This is a genomic window from Nocardia cyriacigeorgica (genome assembly GCF_029868385.1).
Lineage (GTDB): Bacteria > Actinomycetota > Actinomycetes > Mycobacteriales > Mycobacteriaceae > Nocardia > Nocardia cyriacigeorgica_F.
In genome coordinates, this window is sequence record NZ_JARWNX010000051.1 from 52,989 (window position 1) to 72,062 (window position 19,074).

Annotated in this window: 21 protein-coding genes; 9 read left to right on the top strand and 12 right to left on the bottom strand. The window is 67.6% G+C overall.

Going from position 1 to position 19,074, the window contains the following annotated elements:
- Positions 1 to 69: 69 nt before the first annotated feature.
- Entirely contained in the window at positions 70 to 693 is a 624-nt protein-coding gene (locus QH168_RS15555) for a TIGR03085 family metal-binding protein (RefSeq protein ID WP_280235368.1), read from the bottom strand.
- 114 nt (positions 694 to 807) lie between these two features.
- On the opposite strand from QH168_RS15555, the gene QH168_RS15560 reads away from it, so the two are divergent.
- The 3 genes from QH168_RS15560 (at position 808) to QH168_RS15570 (ending at position 3,726) form a co-directional block, all read left to right on the top strand.
- Complete coding sequence (locus tag QH168_RS15560; RefSeq protein WP_280235369.1) at positions 808 to 1,947, top strand: LLM class flavin-dependent oxidoreductase; 1,140 nt, start codon at positions 808 to 810, stop codon at positions 1,945 to 1,947.
- Between the two features lie 3 nt (positions 1,948 to 1,950).
- Complete coding sequence (locus QH168_RS15565) at positions 1,951 to 2,640, top strand: FMN reductase (protein WP_280235370.1); 690 nt, start codon at positions 1,951 to 1,953, stop codon at positions 2,638 to 2,640.
- Positions 2,641 to 2,865: 225 nt separating this feature from the next.
- Positions 2,866 to 3,726 (top strand): helix-turn-helix domain-containing protein, encoded by an 861-nt coding sequence (locus tag QH168_RS15570; protein WP_280235371.1) that lies wholly within the window; start codon positions 2,866 to 2,868, stop codon positions 3,724 to 3,726.
- On the opposite strand, the gene QH168_RS15575 is transcribed toward QH168_RS15570, so the two are convergent.
- Both QH168_RS15575 and QH168_RS15580 read right to left on the bottom strand, forming a co-directional pair.
- Positions 3,723 to 4,556 carry an ABC transporter permease gene (locus tag QH168_RS15575; RefSeq protein WP_280235372.1) on the bottom strand — a complete coding sequence of 278 codons (834 nt, stop codon included), beginning with the start codon at positions 4,554 to 4,556 and terminating at the stop codon, positions 3,723 to 3,725. The genes QH168_RS15570 and QH168_RS15575 overlap by 4 nt on opposite strands.
- On the bottom strand, positions 4,553 to 5,356 hold the full coding sequence (locus tag QH168_RS15580; protein ID WP_280235373.1) for an ABC transporter permease: 804 nt from the start codon (positions 5,354 to 5,356) through the stop codon (positions 4,553 to 4,555). Before QH168_RS15580 ends, QH168_RS15575 begins: the two co-directional genes overlap by 4 nt.
- A 350-nt stretch (positions 5,357 to 5,706) precedes the next feature.
- On the opposite strand from QH168_RS15580, the gene QH168_RS15585 reads away from it, so the two are divergent.
- The gene (locus QH168_RS15585) at positions 5,707 to 6,204 is read left to right on the top strand and encodes a hypothetical protein (protein ID WP_280235374.1); all 498 of its coding nucleotides are present in this window, start codon (positions 5,707 to 5,709) and stop codon (positions 6,202 to 6,204) included.
- A 22-nt stretch (positions 6,205 to 6,226) separates the two neighbouring features.
- On the opposite strand, the gene QH168_RS15590 is transcribed toward QH168_RS15585, so the two are convergent.
- Entirely contained in the window at positions 6,227 to 6,652 is a 426-nt protein-coding gene (locus tag QH168_RS15590) for a DUF4254 domain-containing protein (RefSeq protein WP_280235375.1), read from the bottom strand.
- 192 nt (positions 6,653 to 6,844) lie between these two features.
- Positions 6,845 to 7,615, bottom strand: a complete 771-nt coding sequence (locus QH168_RS15595) for an SDR family oxidoreductase (RefSeq protein WP_280235376.1) — start codon at positions 7,613 to 7,615, stop codon at positions 6,845 to 6,847.
- A gap of 71 nt (positions 7,616 to 7,686) precedes the next feature.
- On the opposite strand from QH168_RS15595, the gene QH168_RS15600 reads away from it, so the two are divergent.
- Positions 7,687 to 8,040, top strand: coding sequence for a winged helix-turn-helix transcriptional regulator (locus QH168_RS15600; RefSeq protein WP_280235377.1), 354 nt, complete (start codon positions 7,687 to 7,689; stop codon positions 8,038 to 8,040).
- A 24-nt stretch (positions 8,041 to 8,064) separates the two neighbouring features.
- Here QH168_RS15600 and QH168_RS15605 read toward each other — a convergent pair whose 3' ends face one another.
- Positions 8,065 to 9,414 carry a TIGR03118 family protein gene (locus tag QH168_RS15605; protein WP_280235378.1) on the bottom strand — a complete coding sequence of 450 codons (1,350 nt, stop codon included), beginning with the start codon at positions 9,412 to 9,414 and terminating at the stop codon, positions 8,065 to 8,067.
- 114 nt (positions 9,415 to 9,528) lie between these two features.
- Here QH168_RS15605 and QH168_RS15610 point away from each other — a divergent pair, with 114 nt between their 5' ends.
- Both QH168_RS15610 and QH168_RS15615 read left to right on the top strand, forming a co-directional pair.
- The gene (locus QH168_RS15610; RefSeq protein WP_280235379.1) at positions 9,529 to 10,026 is read left to right on the top strand and encodes a peroxynitrite isomerase; all 498 of its coding nucleotides are present in this window, start codon (positions 9,529 to 9,531) and stop codon (positions 10,024 to 10,026) included.
- A 232-nt stretch (positions 10,027 to 10,258) separates the two neighbouring features.
- Positions 10,259 to 10,561 (top strand): hypothetical protein, encoded by a 303-nt coding sequence (locus QH168_RS15615; protein WP_280235380.1) that lies wholly within the window; start codon positions 10,259 to 10,261, stop codon positions 10,559 to 10,561.
- Here QH168_RS15615 and QH168_RS15620 read toward each other — a convergent pair.
- From QH168_RS15620 to dxr, 5 genes are all read right to left on the bottom strand, one after another.
- Entirely contained in the window at positions 10,521 to 12,308 is a 1,788-nt protein-coding gene (locus QH168_RS15620) for a penicillin-binding transpeptidase domain-containing protein (RefSeq protein WP_280235381.1), read from the bottom strand. The two genes, QH168_RS15615 and QH168_RS15620, sit on opposite strands and share 41 nt — an antisense overlap.
- A gap of 71 nt (positions 12,309 to 12,379) precedes the next feature.
- Positions 12,380 to 13,243 (bottom strand): GNAT family N-acetyltransferase, encoded by an 864-nt coding sequence (locus QH168_RS15625; RefSeq protein ID WP_280235382.1) that lies wholly within the window; start codon positions 13,241 to 13,243, stop codon positions 12,380 to 12,382.
- A 70-nt stretch (positions 13,244 to 13,313) separates the two neighbouring features.
- Positions 13,314 to 14,471 (bottom strand): flavodoxin-dependent (E)-4-hydroxy-3-methylbut-2-enyl-diphosphate synthase, encoded by a 1,158-nt coding sequence (gene ispG / locus QH168_RS15630; RefSeq protein ID WP_280235383.1) that lies wholly within the window; start codon positions 14,469 to 14,471, stop codon positions 13,314 to 13,316.
- 124 nt (positions 14,472 to 14,595) lie between these two features.
- Positions 14,596 to 15,798: a M50 family metallopeptidase gene (locus QH168_RS15635; protein WP_280235384.1), complete on the bottom strand. Its 1,203-nt coding sequence runs from the start codon at positions 15,796 to 15,798 to the stop codon at positions 14,596 to 14,598.
- A gap of 127 nt (positions 15,799 to 15,925) precedes the next feature.
- Positions 15,926 to 17,065: a 1-deoxy-D-xylulose-5-phosphate reductoisomerase gene (gene dxr / locus QH168_RS15640; RefSeq protein ID WP_280235385.1), complete on the bottom strand. Its 1,140-nt coding sequence runs from the start codon at positions 17,063 to 17,065 to the stop codon at positions 15,926 to 15,928.
- Positions 17,066 to 17,162: 97 nt separating this feature from the next.
- Here dxr and QH168_RS15645 point away from each other — a divergent pair, with 97 nt between their 5' ends.
- Positions 17,163 to 17,447: a DUF2631 domain-containing protein gene (locus QH168_RS15645; RefSeq protein WP_280235386.1), complete on the top strand. Its 285-nt coding sequence runs from the start codon at positions 17,163 to 17,165 to the stop codon at positions 17,445 to 17,447.
- Between the two features lie 53 nt (positions 17,448 to 17,500).
- Here the strand turns inward: QH168_RS15645 and rlmN are convergent, their stop codons facing one another.
- Positions 17,501 to 18,610: a 23S rRNA (adenine(2503)-C(2))-methyltransferase RlmN gene (gene rlmN / locus QH168_RS15650; protein WP_280235387.1), complete on the bottom strand. Its 1,110-nt coding sequence runs from the start codon at positions 18,608 to 18,610 to the stop codon at positions 17,501 to 17,503.
- A 121-nt stretch (positions 18,611 to 18,731) separates the two neighbouring features.
- Here rlmN and QH168_RS15655 point away from each other — a divergent pair, with 121 nt between their 5' ends.
- Entirely contained in the window at positions 18,732 to 19,061 is a 330-nt protein-coding gene (locus QH168_RS15655; protein ID WP_280235388.1) for a LapA family protein, read from the top strand.
- Positions 19,062 to 19,074: the final 13 nt, after the last annotated feature.

The window sequence follows — 19,074 nt, forward strand, 5'->3', positions numbered from 1 at the left end:
ATGTTTTCCACCGCTGGGAAGCAATCGCCGCGATGCCCGCATGGTGGCCCGATGCGGCGGAATTCCAGGTCAGACGCTACGATCGCAGGTCAGCGCCGCCTCGACGGCGATCGGCTCACCGGAGGCCTCGATCCGCACCTGGTCACGGCCGAACGCGTGCAGAAGCAGTTCGGCCGGTTCGCCGCACAGCACCACTTCCTCGTCACCGGCCGTGCGGGCGGTGACGCGCCGTCCATCCGGTGTTTCCAGCACCACCCCCACCGGACAGTTGCGATAGGACATCTTCGCGGTGCGCCGCAGCAGCGTCCAGAGCTGGTCCTGGTCAGCGGGGGGCAGCGCCCGTGGTTCCCACTCGTCTCCGGCCCGCCGGACGTCCTCGTGGTGGATGAACATCTCGGAGAGGTTCGCCAGAGCGTCGACCGGCCGCAGCGGCGACCACCAGGGCGGCCCGCTGCGCACCTGCTCGACGAGTTCCGGGAAGGGGCGGCGCGCCGCAGCTGCCTGCACCCGATCGAGGTATCCGGCCAACTGCTTGATCAGGATGCCGGGCGCCGCATCGGGGCGGCGCTCACGAACGACCAAGTGGGCAGCCAGATCTCGGACGGTCCAGGTCCCGCACAGGGTCGACGCGTCGGGCCCCGCGGCGATCATCGCGTCGGCCAGTGCCAGCCGTTCGCGGCGAGCCATGCTCATCCCCCGACCCTAACACCGGCCGCGCGGACACCCGGGCGGGAATAGGTCCGCACACCACCACGTTACTTTGGTTGCCATGTCCACCATATTGGTGGACGAGAGGAGGAGGACATCGTGCAGTTCGGAATCTTCACCGTCGGCGACGTCACCGTCGACCCGACGACCGGCCGCGCCCCGAGCGAAGCGGAGCGGATCAAGGCCATGGTCGCGATCGCGCTGCGGGCCGAGGAGGTCGGGCTGGACGTCTTCGCCACCGGTGAGCATCACAATCCGCCGTTCGTACCGTCATCGCCGACGACCATGCTCGGCTATGTGGCCGCGCGCACACGCGATCTACAGCTGTCCACCGCGACGACCCTGATCACCACCAACGATCCGGTGAAGATCGCCGAGGACTTCGCGATGCTGCAACATCTGGCCGACGGCCGGGTGGATCTGATGCTCGGCCGCGGCAACACCGGCCCGGTGTACCCGTGGTTCGGCAAGGACATCCGCGACGGCATCGCGCTGGCCGTGGAGAACTATCACCTGCTGCGCAAGTTGTGGCGCGAACCCAAGGTCGATTGGCAGGGCAAGTTCCGCACCCCGCTCCAGGGCTTCACCTCGACGCCCGCGCCGCTGGACCAGACCCCGCCGTTCGTCTGGCACGGATCGATCCGTTCACCGGAGATCGCCGAACAGGCCGCCTACTACGGTGACGGCTTCTTCCACAACAACATCTTCTGGAACAAGGAGCACACCGCCCAGATGGTGGCGCTGTACCGGCAGCGTTTCGAACATTACGGTCACGGCGCCGCCGATCAGGCGATCGTCGGGCTCGGCGGGCAGGTGTTCATGGCCGAGACCGAGGCCGCGGCCAAGAAGTTCTTCCGCCCCTACTTCGACAATGCTCCCGTCTACGGGCACGGACCGTCGATGGAGGAGTTCACCGAACTCACACCGTTGACGGTGGGCACGCCCGAGCAGGTGATCGAGCGGACCCTCGGCTTCGCCGACAATGTCGGCGATTACCAGCGTCAGCTGTTCCTGCTCGACCACGCCGGGCTTCCGCTCGAGGTGGTGCTCGAGCAGATCGAGATCCTGGGTCGCGAGGTGGTCCCGACGCTGCGCAAGGAGTTCGAGGCGCGTCGTCCGGCGCATGTGCCCAGCGATCCGCCCACCCACGCGAGCTTGGTGGCGGCCGGTCCGCAGGCACCGCATCGATTGGTCGAGCCCGCCCGTGCGGGCGTGCTCGCCGCGGCGAACGAGGAGTAACCGATGACACGTCGAGTCGTAGTGCTCACCGCGGGGCTGTCGCAGCCGTCGTCGAGCAGGCTGTTGGCCGATCAACTGGCCGATGCCGTCTCGGCGGCGGTGACCGCCCGCGGTGAGGCGGTCGAGTTCGAGGTGGTCGAACTCCGTGATCTGGCCACCGAATTGGCGACGACCGTCGTCACCGGTGGACTGCCGACACCGGCCGTGGCTCAGGCCAGGGAGAAGGTGTCGGCCGCCGACGGGATCATCGCCGTCACACCCGTGTTCGCTGCGAGCTACAGCGGCCTGTTCAAGATGTTCATCGACGTGCTCGATCCCGAATCGCTCAACGGTATGCCGGTGCTGATCGGCGCCACCGCGGGCACGCCACGGCATTCTCTGGTGCTCGAGCACGCCATGCGTCCACTGTTCAGCTATCTGCGGGCGGTTGTCGTGCCCACCGGAATCTTCGCCGCCACCGAGGATTTCGGATCGGCCGGGCTCACCGAACGGGTGCACCGGGCCGCCGCCGAGTTCGCGACGCTGATCGTCGCGCAGCAGAGCTCGGTCGCCGGTTTCGTTCCGGACGAGCCACGCAGACAACGCCATTCGGGCAACTCGCTCGCCACGCCCACCCCGTTCGCACAGCTGCTCGCAGGCCATACCGGGAACACGGCCACCGGGAACGGACACACCACCCGGCCGCGCAGCTGACCGGTGGCCCCGGACCGGCGGCGGGTTCTGTCTCGTGCGAACCCGTGAGCCCGCATCCACCCATACGCTCGTAGAACTCCGTCCGACGTCGTAGATTCGAGACAATGCACGTCCGGCATCGGTGCGCGAGCTGGTTGCACCCAGCCCGCCGCATCGGTGCCGGACGCTCACCGATCCGGGAACGACGACGCGACCCGCGCGGGTGCGCGCAGCGAAGGGGTTGTCATGGCGGGCAAGCGCACGATCCTCACCGCGGGGTTGCGGCGGCTGTCGGTACTGCTGTCGGAGATGCGCGAACAGGCGAATCTGACCAAGGAGGAGGTCAGCGCCAAGACCGGGATCAATGTCACCACGCTGTACCGGATCGAACGGGCGCAGGCCAGACCGCAGCGACGCACCCTGTTGACAATGCTCGACCTGTACGGCGTCGACGACACCCGACGCAAGGACGCGCTGGAATTACTGACCGACGCGCAGAAGCCGGGCATGTCACGGCCTTATGAGGCCAGTCTCACCGAAGTGTATGCGGCATATATCAATTTCGAATCCGTGGCGCTGTCGGCGCGGCACTATCAGACCTCCTACGTGCCGGGTCTGCTGCAAACCGAGCAGTACGCCCTCGCGGTGATCGATACCTCCATGCCCAAGGTCGATGCCGCGGTCATGGAACGCCGGGCGCGCGCCCGGATGGACCGCGCCGCGGTGCTCACGAAAGACGAACCGCTGGAACTGTGGGTGGTGCTGGACGAGGCCGCGATCCGGCGCGTCGTCGGCGGACCGGAGATCATGCGTGGACAGCTGAACCGGCTGCTGGAAGAGGTGCTGAAAAAGAATGTGATCCTCCAGATCCTGCCGTTCGACGCGGGGGCCCATCCGGGCATGGCGGGCGCGTTCACGCTGCTGGATTTCCATGATCCCGCCGATCCGGAACTGGTGTATGTGGAAAGCATCTCCGGCGATGCGCTGATCGAGGGGCACAACGAGATCCGGCGTTTCGGGGTCATCTTCGATCAGCTGCGCGCCATGGCGCTGAGCCCGCGCGATTCCGCGGCCCTCATCTCCGAGGCCGCGAGCAGTCTGGGCTAACGCCTGCTGGCCCGGCGGTAGCCGATGGCCGCGGGGACGGCGAACACCGCGATCGCGCCCACCGACCAGGCCAGCGTCGCCAGCAGCGGTTCACGGACCGGCCCGCCCAGCGACAGCCCGCGCATGGCGTTGATGGCATGGCTCATCGGCTGATGCTCCACGATCGGGCGCGCCCATCCCGGATACGCGGCCAGGGGCACGAAACCCGTACTGAAGAACATCATCATCGACGAACCGAGGGAAATCGCCTCGACCACGGCCGTTCTGGCCCCGAACACCGCGACGGTGGTGACAACGGTCGCGAAGGCGAGCCCGAACAGCAAGGGCACCAGCAGTAATGCCACCCCGGCCGCGAACCCCTGCTCGAACCGGAAACCGAGCGCCACACCCACCGCGAACAGCACGATCGTGCAGGTCATGATGCGCACACCCTCGGCGACGATCCGCGCCGCCACCCCGGAGGCCCGGTGCACCGGCAGCACCCAGAACCGCGCGAGCAGACCGGCGTCACGCTCACGGCCGAGGGTGATCGCACCGGCCAGCGAACCCGACATCACCCCGACCAAGGCCACCATCGGCACCGAACCGTAGAGCGCGCTGGCGCCGGAGAACGCGGAGATCTGGCGACCGAGCACGGTCTGCAACATCACCAGCAGCAGGGCGGGGAACAGCAGCGACTGCATGAGCGTCAGCGGATCGCGCCACCAGCGCAGCAGCAGGCGTCTGGTCTGGATGAGGGTTTGCGGTACCACCCGGCGCAGGGTCTCGGTGGCGCCGGTGACCGTCGGCAGCTCCTGCGCTCGGGTGGGTCGCGGTGTCGCGGTGGTCATCGTCGGCGCACCGATTCGGTCACGGCCAATCCGCCGAACACCAGCAGCAGCCCGAACACCCAGGCCAACGCCGGTCCCATGGTCGGCACGTCCACCGCACCCGCGTCGCCCGTCGAATCTCCGGCCAGCGCGCGCAGCGCATCGATGAACCGGGATATCGGCTGGTTGGCCGCGAAACCCTGGATCCAGGAGGGGAATTGCTCGGCCGGGGCGAACCCGGTGGAGACCATGCCGAGGATCAGCTGCGGTAACACCAGGATCTGGGTGGTGGCCTCGGGATTACGGGTCAACCGTCCCAACCAGTCCGCGCCGAGCGCGAACGCGGCCGCGATCAGTAAGGACAGCGCGAGAAAGCCAACGGTATGCCACCAGCCGCCGTAGAACCGGAACCCGATCACCGTGCCGCACACCACCGCGGCGGCCAGCGATACCGCGGTACGGAACAGCGCCGCGGACATGCGCGCCCCCAGCGGGGTGATCGCCGTGATCGGCATCGAGCCGAACCGCGCGTCCAAGCCGTCGCGGGCGTCGGTGGCCGCGCGCAGGGCGGCCGAACCCGCGCAGAACGCCACCGATTGCATCACGATCATCGGCATCAGGAACTGCGCGTAGCTGCTGAGCCCATGACCATAAAAGCTCATCACCAGATTCAGCGGAACGTAGAACCCCAGCGTGAACACCGTCGGCGCCAGCACCGCGGTGAGCAGTTCACCGTTACGCCAGGACGGGCGGATCAACCGGCGGGTGAGCACCCACCATTGCCGCGCGGCGCCCGCATGCACCGCGACCGGCGCGCTCACCACCTCGGTCCCGAGTTCGACACTCGCCCATCGTCCTCCGTCGGGGGGCTCGAGGCCATCACATCGGGCCGCGTCCTTGCCGGTGACGCTCTCATACGAGGCGGCGCCACCTCACGGGCAGGGCGGTGCGGTCAGGCAGTGTGGGAGTCGATTCCAGGTGGGAAACCCCACATCGAGTGGCGGTTCGCGGTGGAGGCGGGACGGCGACGAGTTCCGTTCCACCCGGTCATCCGAGCGAAATCGGCCGCTGCCCAGCGATTTCGACGACCTGCTCCCACAGTGCGCCGGAGGTCGCGCCGACCCGATCACGAAGGTGACGAGACAAGTCGGTATCGGTAACGTATCCGGCGATGAACAGCATGGAAGCCCGGTTGGGTGAGGCGGCGCGGACGGTACCGCTCCCGCACCCGTGGGACCTGAACGCCTACCTCGCTCAGGTGGCCGCCTACCGGAGCAGGCCGCTGTCGCTCCAGCCGGTCCACCGGTCGGCGCTGGCCGATATCGGTTGCAGCGGTAACGGGTTGTGGATCGCGCGTAAATACGACGACATCATCGTCTACGACGCCGCGGCGTCCGGCCGCAATGCCGAGCACATCGTGTTGCACGCCGTCGGCCATATGCTGCTCGGGCACGGCGATATCGACACCGCCGCGGCGGAACTGTCGCCCACACTGGCCTCGGCGCTGTCGTCGATGTCGCCCGGATCGGTCGCTCAGGTGCTCGGCCGCGACGATTTCGGCGCCGAACGTGAACGTGACGCCGGAGTGTTCGCGGAGATGACCATGGTCTACGCCACCCTGCCGCGCCGCAAACAGCGTTCGTTCCGGCTCTTCGGCCGCGGGCGCTAGACCGGACCGAGCGCTCGGGTGCTCACCACTCCCCCGCGGCGTCGGGCAATCGACGGTTGCCGACCCGCAGTTCCACGATCAGGTCCTGATAGGTATCGGCCACCTCGTGCAGACGCACCCACGCGTCGTAATAGACGGTGTCCGGTGCGTGCGCCGAGGCCACGAAGGCGTGCACGGTCAGCTGCGCCATCCGGTCGACGATGCTGCCGACCGTCTCGGTGTGCATCCGCGCGGATCCGTGCGGTATCGGCGTCGCCAGCGTCACCCAGCGATCGATCGCGCGCACCAGCTGCCCACGCCGCCGATCCACCTTGGCCAACGCGCTGACCGGGGTCCGCTCCCGCAGTTCGTGCAACTGGGTCAGCTCACCGGCGGCGTCCAGCATCGGATGATCGACGTGCGGCAGGCCACGGCACGCCGCGAGCACCAACTCCTTGCTCGGTATCACCGGCACCACCTCATCGCCGCGCCTCGCCCGCGCACCGGGTACTCAGGCTCCGGCTGTCGCCGCTGCCGCTGCCCCGATGCACCGTTCACCCCGATAGCGTCCACCACTTCCCGGCAGCCGTCACCGTTTTCCGCAACTCTCGGTGCCACCGATCGGCGCGCTGCGCGAATCGCCGCTTTCCCGGTGTCCGATTCAGGCAGATACGCGCGAGCCCGATTCGGCCAGATAGTCCGGTCCGCCGACGTAGGTGGTGGTACCGGATTCCGCGGCGCTCGAGGCGGCCGCCGCCACCGCCGCGGCGAATTCGCCGATGCTCGGCAGCTCGGCATGATCGCGGCGCGCCGAGACCGCCTCCGGGTCCCGCCGCTCGAGCAACCGCACGATGATGGTGCCGTCGATCATGTCACCGGAGACCACGAACACCCGGATACCGCGTTCGGCCAGTTCCGGAATCATCGCGCGCAAGGCGTCCTCACCGGCGCGTTTGCTGGCCGCGATGGGCTCGTAGTCGGCGGGCACCGGTTTGCGGCCATGGAAATGCGCCTGATGGCTGGTGACGAACACGATCCGGGAACCTGCGGGCATGTGCGGCAGCGCCAGCCGCACCAACCGCACCTGCGCGTCCCGATTGATGGTCATCGCATACTCCGGTGCGGCACCGCGTTCGAGCCCGCCCGATGCGTTGAGCACCAGCACGTCGAGCTGTCCGCGCCGCTCCACGACCTCGCTGATCAGCGCCCGCGTCGAGGCCTCGTCGCAGATATCGGCGCCCGCGATGGAGGCCGCGCCACCGGCCGCGGTGATGTCGGCGGCCAGCGTCTCGGCGCGTTTGCGTTTCTCCCGGTAGTTGATGACCACATGGTCGCCGCCCGCCGCCAGCACCCTGGCCGTCTCGGCGCCGATACCGCGGGACGCGCCCGTGACCACGACCGTGCGCGCTGCCCTCGTCTCGGATTCGTCCATCCGGCACGCCTTCCTTCCACGCCAACACCCGGCACAATGCTTCTGATTTAGAATCACTATGGTGGTTCTGAATGAGAAGCGCAAGCGAGCCGACCCCATCGCGCGGACAGCATGATCCGACCAACGCGCCGATGCTGGCGACCATGGATCTACTCGGACAGCGCTGGGTGCTGCGGGTGATCTGGGAACTGGAACCGGGCCGTCTCGGCTTTCTGGAGCTGCGCCGACGCATGGGCAACTGCTCGTCGAGCATGTTGTCGACACGCCTACAGCACCTTCAGATCGCGGGCCTGGTCACCAAGAACGTCGACAAGACCTACGAACTCACCGAGGCCGGCACCGAACTCTGCGAATCGCTCGAACAGTTGTGGGCGTGGTCGCGGCGCTGGACGCCGACGGCGCCCGACTCGCCGGGCTCAGCGTGAACGCCGCCCGGCGAGTTCATCGGCTCACTTGAGGCGAATGCTCGAGAAATGTGCCGTCGTCGGCGTCGGCGCGGCGGTCAAGTACAGCGCATCCGAATCGCCGAGCGAATCACCGTCGCCGAATTCCAGCCCACGCAGTCCGGGCACCGACAGCGGCGCGCCGGCGGTGTCACGAACATAGTCGACGAACTCACCGGTGGTGTCGTCGTAGGCCAGGATCCGGCCCGCACCCCCGGTATTGCCGATGAGCAGTTTGCCGCTGAGCGGACCGAAGGTCGACGGCGTGACGGTCACCGCCCACGGCGCGTTGAGCCTGCCGCCATCGTCGAGGATGCGGACGAGAGTGCCATCGGCAGCGAACTCGGCGATCCTGCCCTTGTCCGGTGTATCCCCGGCCGCACGCTCGCCGTCGAGGTCGGCCACCTCGCGCTCGCCCACCGCGAACTCGTCGGCCTCATCGGCATCGGGCCTGGTCACCGCGTAGGTGACGAAGACACGGTCGCCGATGGTGGTGAGGTTGAACGGCGCCGGATCCCCCGGCACCGCCTTACGGCCGAGTTCGGGTTTTTCGGCGTCGACGGCCTCGCCGGTGGCGAACGGATTGACGAACCCGGAGGTCGCCACCAGCTGCCAGTTCTTGTCGAAGGTGCGCACCTGCGGTTCGGCGCCGAAATCGGCGGCCAGCAGTGCGTCGCCCGAAGGCGCCAGCGCGATGCCGTAGAAGGCCATCTTCTGCGCGGAACCATCGAACACCAGATTCGCCGGACCGTCATGGCGGATGACCGCGCCATCGGGCGCGATATCGGTCCACGCGGAGATCTTCCCGGAATCGGTGGCCACGATATTGCGCGCCGACCCGCTGAGCAGCAGCGGCGGCACACCCTCGAACGGAACCGGCTGATCACGCACCACGAACACATCCGAATTCGGCGGCGCCGGATTCGCCACGACGCCGGTCACGGTGCCCGCACTCTTGTCCGAGGTATCGGAATCGGCGCCCGGCACGGTCATCGCGGCGAATCCGTCCTGCGACAGGGTGCGCAGTTCGGTCTTCGACGCCGATCGGACGTCACCGAGGAAGCCGTGGGCCTTACCACCGGCGCCGACCAGGAAGTGCCCGCCCGCGCGGTCGGCGAAGCCCCACGCGTTCACCATGCCGGAAACGGTCACCGCGGCGTGTGCGGCGTCATCGCCCGCGGCCAGGGCGGTGAGTACATAGCGGTTGCCGTCCAGCGTGATGTCGTCGGTCCCGGAGCCGGTATCAGTACAGGCGGTGGCGACCACGAGCGCGGCACCGAGTGCCGAGACGCGCAGCAGGTTCGTGCGCGTGCGCGAGCGCCAGTTACCGGAATCGGCCCGGTGTCCGTACAGCATTCTTGTCCCTTCCGACCACACAGCCCCTCACCCATCGGGCGTGGCTCACCTTAGCGCGTGCGAAACAAGGGAGCCGGGAAACATCGCTTCCGCCATGGGTTTAAGCTGACCGCCGTGGTCGAACCTCAACCGCCCGTCGCACTCCATCCCGATATCGCAGCGCTGGCCCCACTGCTCGGCACCTGGCGCGGTACCGGACACGGCGAATACCCGACGATCGAACCGTTCGACTATCTCGAGGAAATCCATTTCGGCCATATCGGACGACCGTTCCTCACCTACCGGCAACGCACCCGCGCCGCCGATGACAACCGCCCGCTACACGCCGAAACCGGATACCTGCGGCGCCCGCGCCCGGATCGCGTGGAGCTGATCCTGGCGCATCCGACCGGTATCACCGAAATATGCGAAGGCGGGCTCACCGTCACCGATACCGACATCCGGTTCGAATTCGAATCGACGAATATCGGACTCAGCGGCACCGCGAAATCGGTGACCGCGCTCGGACGCTCCATCGCGCAATCCGGCGACGTCATCGACTACACCCTGCGCATGGCGGCCGTCGATCAACCGTTGCAACATCATCTGGCGGCCACCTTGCGTCGCGCCTGACCTGCGTACCCACACCCGCGTATACATAACGGGGTGGTCACGAATCGGCGGTGGCCAGGGTCACGATTTCCGGTCGGATATACGGTCGGCCACATTTTTCTTGTCTCGACCCACTGTCAGCGCTTAGGTTGGCCTCAACAGCAAACATCCAGTCATCATCTGGCGAATTCACTGCCGCAACGAGGCTGCATCACGAGCTCTTCCCGCACACCCTGATTCGAGGGAGCCGGTCATGAAGCGTTCTACCCTTGTTCTCATCACCGCCGGAATGATTTTGGGCGGCGCCGGGGTCGTCGAAATCATCGGCACCGATACCTCGGCCTCCGGCGGCGCCGTTCATCCGGCCGTCGTGCACGAGACCGAACCGGTGCGCGAATCCCCCGAGAGTTATCCGAACGCGACAGTGTTCGCAGGCCCGGCCGCCCAGCTCTTCTCCGCCACCTATCTCACCGCCGCGGTACAACTGCGTTCCGACCTGTCCGGCGCCGATCCGCTCAGTAGCCCGGCGGCAGCACCGCGAACATATCCCGGGTGACGGCCACCGCGTTATCGGAGCTGCCGCCCTTCACCAACAACGTCGCGAACGCGAGGTCGCCGCGGTAGCCGACGAACCAGGAATGTGAGCCGCCGTCGACCTCGGCCTCACCGGTCTTTCCGTGTACCTCGCCCTGGTCGGCGATCCGACCGGCGGTACCACCGGTCACCACCTTGCGCATCATCATCCGCAGACCGTCGATCACGGCCGGATCGATGGCGGGCCGGTCACCGTCCACGACGGTCTCGCGTCCCGCGATCAGATAGGGCACCGGGACCGAACCGTGCGCGACCGTGGCGGCCACCAGCGCCATCGCGAACGGACTCACCACCACCCGGCCCTGGCCGATACCGTCCTCGGCGCGCTGCACCTCGTCGTCGGCGGGTGGCACCGAACCCGACGCCGTGGGCAGCCCGGCCACCGTGTACACCGGCCCGATACCGAACGCCGCGGCCATATCGTGCAGCGCGTCCGCCGACAGCCCGCTCGCCAGCTTCGCGAATGTGGTGTTGCACGAACGTTCGTAGGCGGTCGCCATCGGCACACTACCCACGGTGAAATGGTCGTAGTTGGGGATGGTTCGCTCACCGATGATGGTCTGGCTCGGGCAGGGCAGCACGGTGTCGGGGGTGGCAAGGCCCTCGGTCATCGCGGCACCGGCGGTGACCGTCTTGAAGACCGAACCCGGCGGATACTGGCCGATGGTGGCGACCGGCCCGTCCCGGTCGGCGGCCTCGTTCTGCGCGACCGCGACGATCGCGCCGGTGGAGGCCTCGATCACCACCGTCATGGTCTGTTCCTTACGCAGCGACACCGCATGCTGGGCCGCGTTCTGCACATTGCGGTCGACGCTGAGCGCGAACGAGGGCGCTGGCTGCGCGGCCACCTCCGTCAGCACTCCGGTCTCGACACCGTTGGCGTTCTCGAGCACCACGCTCCAGCCCGCCTTACCGTCGACCTCGTCGATCACCGTCTGCCTGACCTGCGTCATCAGATCGGGTGCGAAACCGCGCTCGGTGGGCACCAGGTCCCACTCCTGGGTCAGCGTCACCCCGGGCAACCCGATGAGATCAATGCTGACCTGGTCGAATTCGAATTCGCTCAACTTGGCGACGGTGTAGGCGCCCGGTGCGCGGCGGGCCGCGTCCAGGATCGCCGACGGGGTCAGATTCTTGTCGAACCGGATCAACGCGGCCGAGAGCGTATCGGCCACCGCGCCCGGGTCGGCGGCATCGGCGGCGCGGAAGCTCACCCGCGATATCTGGCCGGGGACCAGCACATCGCTGCCGGACTGTTCGTTGACCCTTGCGCGCGGCGCCGGTTCCGAACGCAGCTCCATTTCCTGGGTGTCGCCGAGTTCGGGGTGGATGTTCGACGAGGTCCAGCGCACCGTCCAGCGTCCATCGGTGCGGGCCATCTGCAACTTCCCGGAGTAGGTCCAGATCCGGTTCTTCGGCAGCGCCCACTCGTAGGTGTAGTCGACGGTCGCGGTGTCACCGGTGACGCGGGCCGCGCCGGTATGCGCGGTCAACCGTTCGGCCTGCAAACCCGACCACGCCGAAGTCAATGCCTGCCTTGCCCGTTCGGGCTGGCTGGTGCGCTCGGCGGCGGCCTCGACATCGTGGGCGGCGAAGGCGCCGACGAAGGCGTCCGCGGCGGTGATCGGCCCCTGCGGGCCCGGCGCACAGCCCGTCGCGGCGACCGCGAGCGCGGCGGCGGACAGCACGAGGAACACACGAATCGACATCGCCACCGATGGTAACGGCCATCGGTGGGCAAACCCCTGTGGCGCACCGGAGTTCGGCGACGCGGTGGATCTCAGTCGAGCAGCACGGTGGTGAAGGTGGCGATCTGCCGGAAGCCGACCCGGCGATAGGCCTTGCGGGCGATCTCGTTGTAGTCGTTGACGTACAGGCTCGCGGTGCGTCCCGAAGCCACCACCGCATTGGCGACCGCGGCCGTGCCTGCGGTGCCGACTCCCTTGCCGCGGCGGTCGGGATGGACCCATACGCCCTGGATCTGGCCGGTGCGCCGGGACAGCGACCCCACTTCGGCCTTGTACACCACGCGGCCGTCCTCGAATCTGGCCCATGCACGCCCGGATTCGATCAGGCCCGCCACCCGCCTACGGTATCCGCGACCACCGTCACCGGCGCGCGGGTCGACCCCGACCTCTTCGATGAACATGGCGATCGCCGCCTGTAGATAGCGGTCGATCTCGTCGACGAGCACCCGGCGCACCTGCGGATCGGGTGTGGCCGCGGCAGGCTCGTCCAGTGCGAGCAAGGGCTGGTCGGCGCGCAGTTCGCGGGCGGGACCCCACTGTTCGGCCAGCATCTCCCACAGTGGCAGCGCCAATTCCTGACGGCCGACCACCGAGGAGCAGATGCGTGGCCAGCGGATGGCGCGATCGGCGAAGGCGCGCAGCGCGTCCCGATCACCGAGCAGCGGGACCAGGTTCACCCCGGAGAAGCACAGCGATTCGGCCGGACCGCCACGACTCCACAGCTCGCCCTGACCACCCGTGGTATCCAGCCCGAATTCCTGTAGACGAGCCGCGACCATACAGCAGGCCACCGGATCGGCATCGAGCACTCGCAGGACCTGCGCCAGGTCCCGCTTGGCGAGCTGACGCGCGGGAAGGTTCTTCCCACGTCGCGTCGGCTCCAGCAGACTCCGCACGTCTCACAGCCTGCCATGAACCGGGGCGTCGCGCCCCGGGTATCTCGAAACCCCTGGTCGGATACGGCGCTCAGCCGACAGTGACGACCGGATCCCCGGCGCCGACATCCTCGCCCATCTCCTCGGCGATGCGCATGGCCTCTTCGATCAGGGTCTCCACGATCTGCGCCTCCGGCACGGTCTTGATGACCTCACCCTTGACGAAGATCTGCCCCTTGCCGTTACCTGAGGCGACCCCGAGATCGGCCTCACGCGCTTCACCGGGACCGTTGACCACACAGCCCATCACCGCGACCCGCAGCGGCACCTCCATGCCTTCCAGGCCCGCGCTCACCTCGTTGGCGAGGGTGTAGACATCCACCTGGGCACGGCCACACGAGGGGCAGGACACGATCTCGAGCTTGCGCGGACGCAGATTCAGCGATTGCAGGATCTGCCCGCCGACCTTGATCTCCTCCGCGGGCGGCGCCGACAGCGACACCCGGATCGTATCGCCGATGCCCTCGCTCAGCAGCGCACCGAAGGCCACCGCCGATTTGATGGTGCCCTGGAACGCCGGACCCGCCTCGGTCACGCCGAGATGTAGCGGATAATCGCATTGGGCGGCCAGCTGACGGTAGGCCTCCACCATGATCACCGGATCGTTGTGCTTGACCGAGATCTTGATATCGCCGAAGCCGTGCTCCTCGAACAGGCTCGCCTCCCACAGCGCCGATTCGACCAGCGCTTCCGGGGTGGCCTTGCCGTACTTCTCCAGCATCCGTTTGTCGAGCGAACCCGCGTTCACCCCGATCCGGATCGGGATACCGGCCGCACCCGCGGCCTTGGCGACCTCTTTGACCCGGCCGTCGAACTCCTTGATATTGCCGGGGTTGACGCGCACCGCGGCGCATCCGGCGTCGATCGCGGCGAAGATGTAGCGGGGCTGGAAATGGATGTCGGCGATCACCGGGATCTGCGATTTCTTCGCGATCACCGGCAGCGCGTCGGCGTCCTCCTGGCGGGGGCAGGCCACCCGCACGATATCGCAGCCGGAGGCGGTGAGTTCCGCGATCTGCTGCAAGGTCGCATTGATGTCGTGGGTCTTGGTGGTCGTCATGGACTGCACCGAGATCGGGTGATCGCTACCCACACCGACAGTGCCCACCATCAGCTGACGGGTCTTGCGGCGGGGAGCAAGCACGGCCGCGGGCGCGGTCGGCATCCCCAATCCGATTGTGCTGGTCACCTTCGACTGCCTGCTTTCGTCTGGTTCGGGCCGTTCGCCTGCGAGTCTAGTCGCGCGCACACGACGTTCTCCTGTGACCACCGTGACAGCGCGACGGCCATCACCCGAATATCCGGTGCGCTGGTCAGGGGAACAGTTGGATCGGGTTGACGATGTCGGCGACCAACGTCAACACCATGTACGCGCCGCCGATCACCACCGCCACGTAGGTCACCGGCAGCAGCTTCAGATAGTCGACCGGCGCACCGGGCGCGAGTCCCTTCCAGCCGCGGACGGTATTGCGGAGCTTTTCATAGAGCACGACCGCGATATGCCCGCCGTCCAGCGGGAGCAGCGGTAGCAGGTTGAACGCGCCGAGGAAGAAGTTCAGGCTGGCCAACACCAGGATGAACAGCCCCCACAGGCCGCGCTCGGCGGTCTCGCCACCGATCTTGGACGCGCCGTACACACTGACCGGGGTTTCCGGATCGCGCTCACCGCCGGTGACCGCGGTCCACAGGTCGGCCACCTTGGCGGGCATCTGGGCCAGCGATTCGAAGGTGCGCACGAACATATCGCCGGTGAACGCGGCCGAGGCGGGGATCGCGGTCAACACGTTGTATTGGACCGGCCCGTAATAGTCGGAGCCGACGCCGACGGCGCTCACCTCACGGCCCGGCCCACCATCGGAGGGGTAGCGCACCACCCGGTCGGGCGTCACCGGGATCGTGAGGGTCTGCCCGTCGCGCTCGATTGTGTAGGTGAACGGGCCGGTCTGGTTCTGGGTCTCGGTCTGGAATTCCCGCCAGGTGTCGACCTCGACGCCGTTGACGGCGGTCACCACGTCACCACGCTGCAAACCGGCCCGCTGCGCCGGACCGATACCGGTGCATTCGGCCAGGGTGCCGTCCGGGTTCTGCGCCGCGACGCAGCTCATCTCGCCGAGAGCAGTCTCCGGCGGCTGCTCGAAGCTCGGCAGACCCCAGCCGACGGCGAGCACCACCACCAGGACGAAGCCGAGCAGGAAGTTCATCGCGATACCGCCGAACATCACCACCAGACGCTTCCAGGTGGCCTGCCGGTACATAGCCCGGTCCAGCTCCTCCGGCTCCAGTTCGTCGAGCGCGGTCATCCCCGCGATATCGCAGAACCCACCGAGCGGCAGCGCCTTCACGCCGTACTCGGTCTCACCACGCCGGAACGAGAAGATGCGCGGCCCGAAGCCGATGAAATATCGCCGCACCTTCATCCCGGTCGCCTGCGCGGCCCACATATGCCCGCACTCGTGTAGCGCGATCGAGATTGTGATGCCGAGGGCGAACAGCGCGAAACCGAACGCGAACACCATTTGCTCTACAGCCCTCCTGCATTGCGCAGCTCGTCAGTACCCGGCACGCACGCGTCCGGGGTCGGCCGCGAGCATCTCGACCACAGTACCGGCAGTCCGGCGCGGCTACCTGCTGTGTCCTCCGCCGCTATGCCAGCACCAGCTTCCTGGCGTACTCGCGCGCCCATGCGTCGGCGGCCAGCACCTCGTCCAGACTCGTCGGCTCGGTGCGCCATTCGTCGGCCGCGGCGACCGCGAGGCCGACGGTGCGCACGATCTCCGGGAACCGGATGGCGCCATCGAGGAAGGCCTGCACCGCGACTTCGTTGGCGGCGTTGTACACCGCCGTCACACAGCCGCCCGCCGTACCCGCCTGCCTGGCCAGCTCCACCGCGGGGAACACCTCATTGTCGACCGGCTCGAACTCCCAGGTCGAGGCGGTGGCGAAATCGCAGGCCGCCGCCGCACCCGGCACCCGATCGGGCCAGCCGAGCGCGAGTGCGATCGGCAGTTTCATATCCGGTGGGCTGGCCTGCGCCAGGGTCGAACCGTCGGTGAAGGTGACCATGGAGTGCACGATCGACTGCGGATGCACGGTGACGTCGATGCGGTCGTACGGGATGCCGAACAGCAGATGGGTTTCGATCAGTTCGAGGCCCTTGTTCACCAGCGACGCCGAGTTCAGCGTATTCATCGGGCCCATGGACCAGGTCGGATGGGTTTTCGCCTCGGCGGGATTCACCGCTTCCAGCATCTCGGCGCTCCAGCCGCGGAACGGTCCGCCGGAGGCGGTGAGGATCAGCCGGTCCACTTCCTCGGCGCGGCCGCCGCGCAGACATTGCGCCAGGGCCGAATGTTCGGAGTCCACCGGGACGATCTGGCCGGGTGCGGCCGCCCTGGTCACCAACGATCCGCCCGCGACCAGGGATTCCTTATTGGCCAGTGCGAGCCGCGCGCCGGAGTCCAAGGCGGCGAGGGTCGGTTCCAGGCCGAGCGAGCCAACCAGGGCGTTGAGCACCACATCGGCCTCGGTGCGGCGCACCAGTTCGGTCACCGCGCCCGGCCCACCGAGTTCCACCCCGAGTCGCTGTGCCGCGGCCGGATCGGCGACCGCGACATTGCCGGTGCCGGTCGCCGCGATCTGCGCGGCGAGCAGATCGGTATTGCCGCCACGCGCGGCCAGACCGACCACCTCGAACCTGCCGGGATTGGCGGCGATCACCTCCAGCGCCTGGGTTCCGATGGAACCGGTGCTGCCGAGCAGGAGAACTCTTACGACATCGGACACCCGCACATTCTTACGGACACCGCACCCTGCTGGCTACGACGCCCGGTCGTATGCCACGATATCGGGCAGTATCCGATTCTCGAGCTGAGGAGCGATCGTGGCAGCCACGGAACTCGAAACCACCACCAGTGACCGCGCTGTCACCACTGTGGATCCCGCCGAGGTCCCGTCGGCGGCCTGGGGTTGGAGCGGCGAATCGAAGCGCACCTTCCGCGTCGCGGGCTGGTTCGTGGTCCTCGCGCTGCTCGCCATGCTGTTCGAGGGCCCGCAGGGCGCCTCCTCGGGCACCGGCAATGTCGGATACCTGTTCCTCATCGGCTCCGCCGCACTGCTGGCGGGCATCCTCATCCGACAGAGCATCCTGGCCCGCAAACCTCACTGAGACCACCGACAACGACCGGCCCGCTCTCATTCCGGGCCGGTCGTCGCGTCACCTCAGTTCTCCGCGGCGAGCTGACCGCAGGCCGCGGCGATCTCCTGACCACGGGTATCGCGGACCGTACACGGCACGCCCTTGGCATTGACCCGCCGCACGAATTCCTGTTCGACCGGCTTCGGACTGGCATCCCACTTACTGCCCGGCGTCGGGTTCAACGGAATCACGTTCACGTGCACACGCGAACCCAGCGCCTTGTGCAGCTTCTCCCCGAGCATGTCCGCGCGCCACGGCTGATCGTTGATATCGCGGATCAACGCGTACTCCACCGACACCCGGCGGCCGGTCTTATCGGCGTAGTAGCGAGCAGCATCGAGCACCTCGGCCACCGACCAGCGATTGTTCACCGGGACCAGAGTGTCGCGCAGCTCGTCATCGGGAGTGTGCAGCGACACCGCCAACGTCACCGACAGACCCTCGTCGGCGAGCTTGCGGATCGCAGGCGCCAAGCCCACCGTGGACACCACGACGTTGCGCTGCGAGATCCCCAGCCCATCCGGCGCGGGAGACGTGATGCGACGCACCGCGTTCACCACCCGCTTGTAGTTGGCCAGCGGCTCACCCATACCCATGAACACGATGTTCGACAGCCGACCCGGACCGCCGGAGACCTCGCCATCACGCAACGCGGCGGCTGCGGCCCGCACCTGATCGACGATCTCGGCTGTGGACAGGTTTCGGTTCAGCCCAGCCTGCCCGGTCGCGCAGAACGGGCACGCCATACCGCAGCCCGCCTGACTGGAGATGCACAGGGTGGCGCGGTCGAGGTAGCGCATCAACACGCTCTCCAGCAGGGTGCCGTCGCCCGCACGCCACAGGGTTTTGCGGGTTTCGCCCGCATCGCAGGCGACATGCTTGACCGGGGTCAGCAGCGGCGGGAACAACGCCTCGGCGACCTTCGCGCGCATCGGCGCGGGTAGGTCGGTCATCTGCTCCGGATCGGCCTGCAAACGCCCGTAGTACTGGCGCGCGATCTGATCGGCTCGAAACGCGGGCAGGCCGAGTTCGGCCATCGCGGCGCGGCGGCCGTCGGCGTCCAGATCGGCCAGGTGGCGCGGCGGCATGCCACGGCGCGGGGCATCGAATACCAGGGGCAGGGAGACGGTCATAGTTTCTCCAGTGTCCCATCCCGCGGCCCGTCGCCCACATCACGTCCCCTCCACGACAGCAGGCGCCGCCGTACGGCGGGAAATCCGTGCATACGCGATAGCTATCGGCAATGATCGCTATATGTCCACCCATGCCGCTGACCAGGTGCCCGACCCGGAACCGGTGCCAGGCACCGAACCGGTCGCCACGCCACGCACCCGCCGCACACTGGAGAAGTCGAAGACGGGATACACCTGGGTCGGCCTGGTCGTGGCCGCACTGCTGGGTATCGTGCTGCTGATCTTCATCTTGCAGAACCTGGAGCAGGTGGAGGTCGATCTGTTGTTCTGGACCTTCGGGCTACCGCTCGGGGTGTCGGTGCTGCTGTCGGTGATCGCGGGCGCCCTGGTCATGGCGTTGGTCGGCGGGGTACGCATCATGCAGTTGCGCCGCGCCGCCAAACGTCCATGAACCGGTTCGGGCA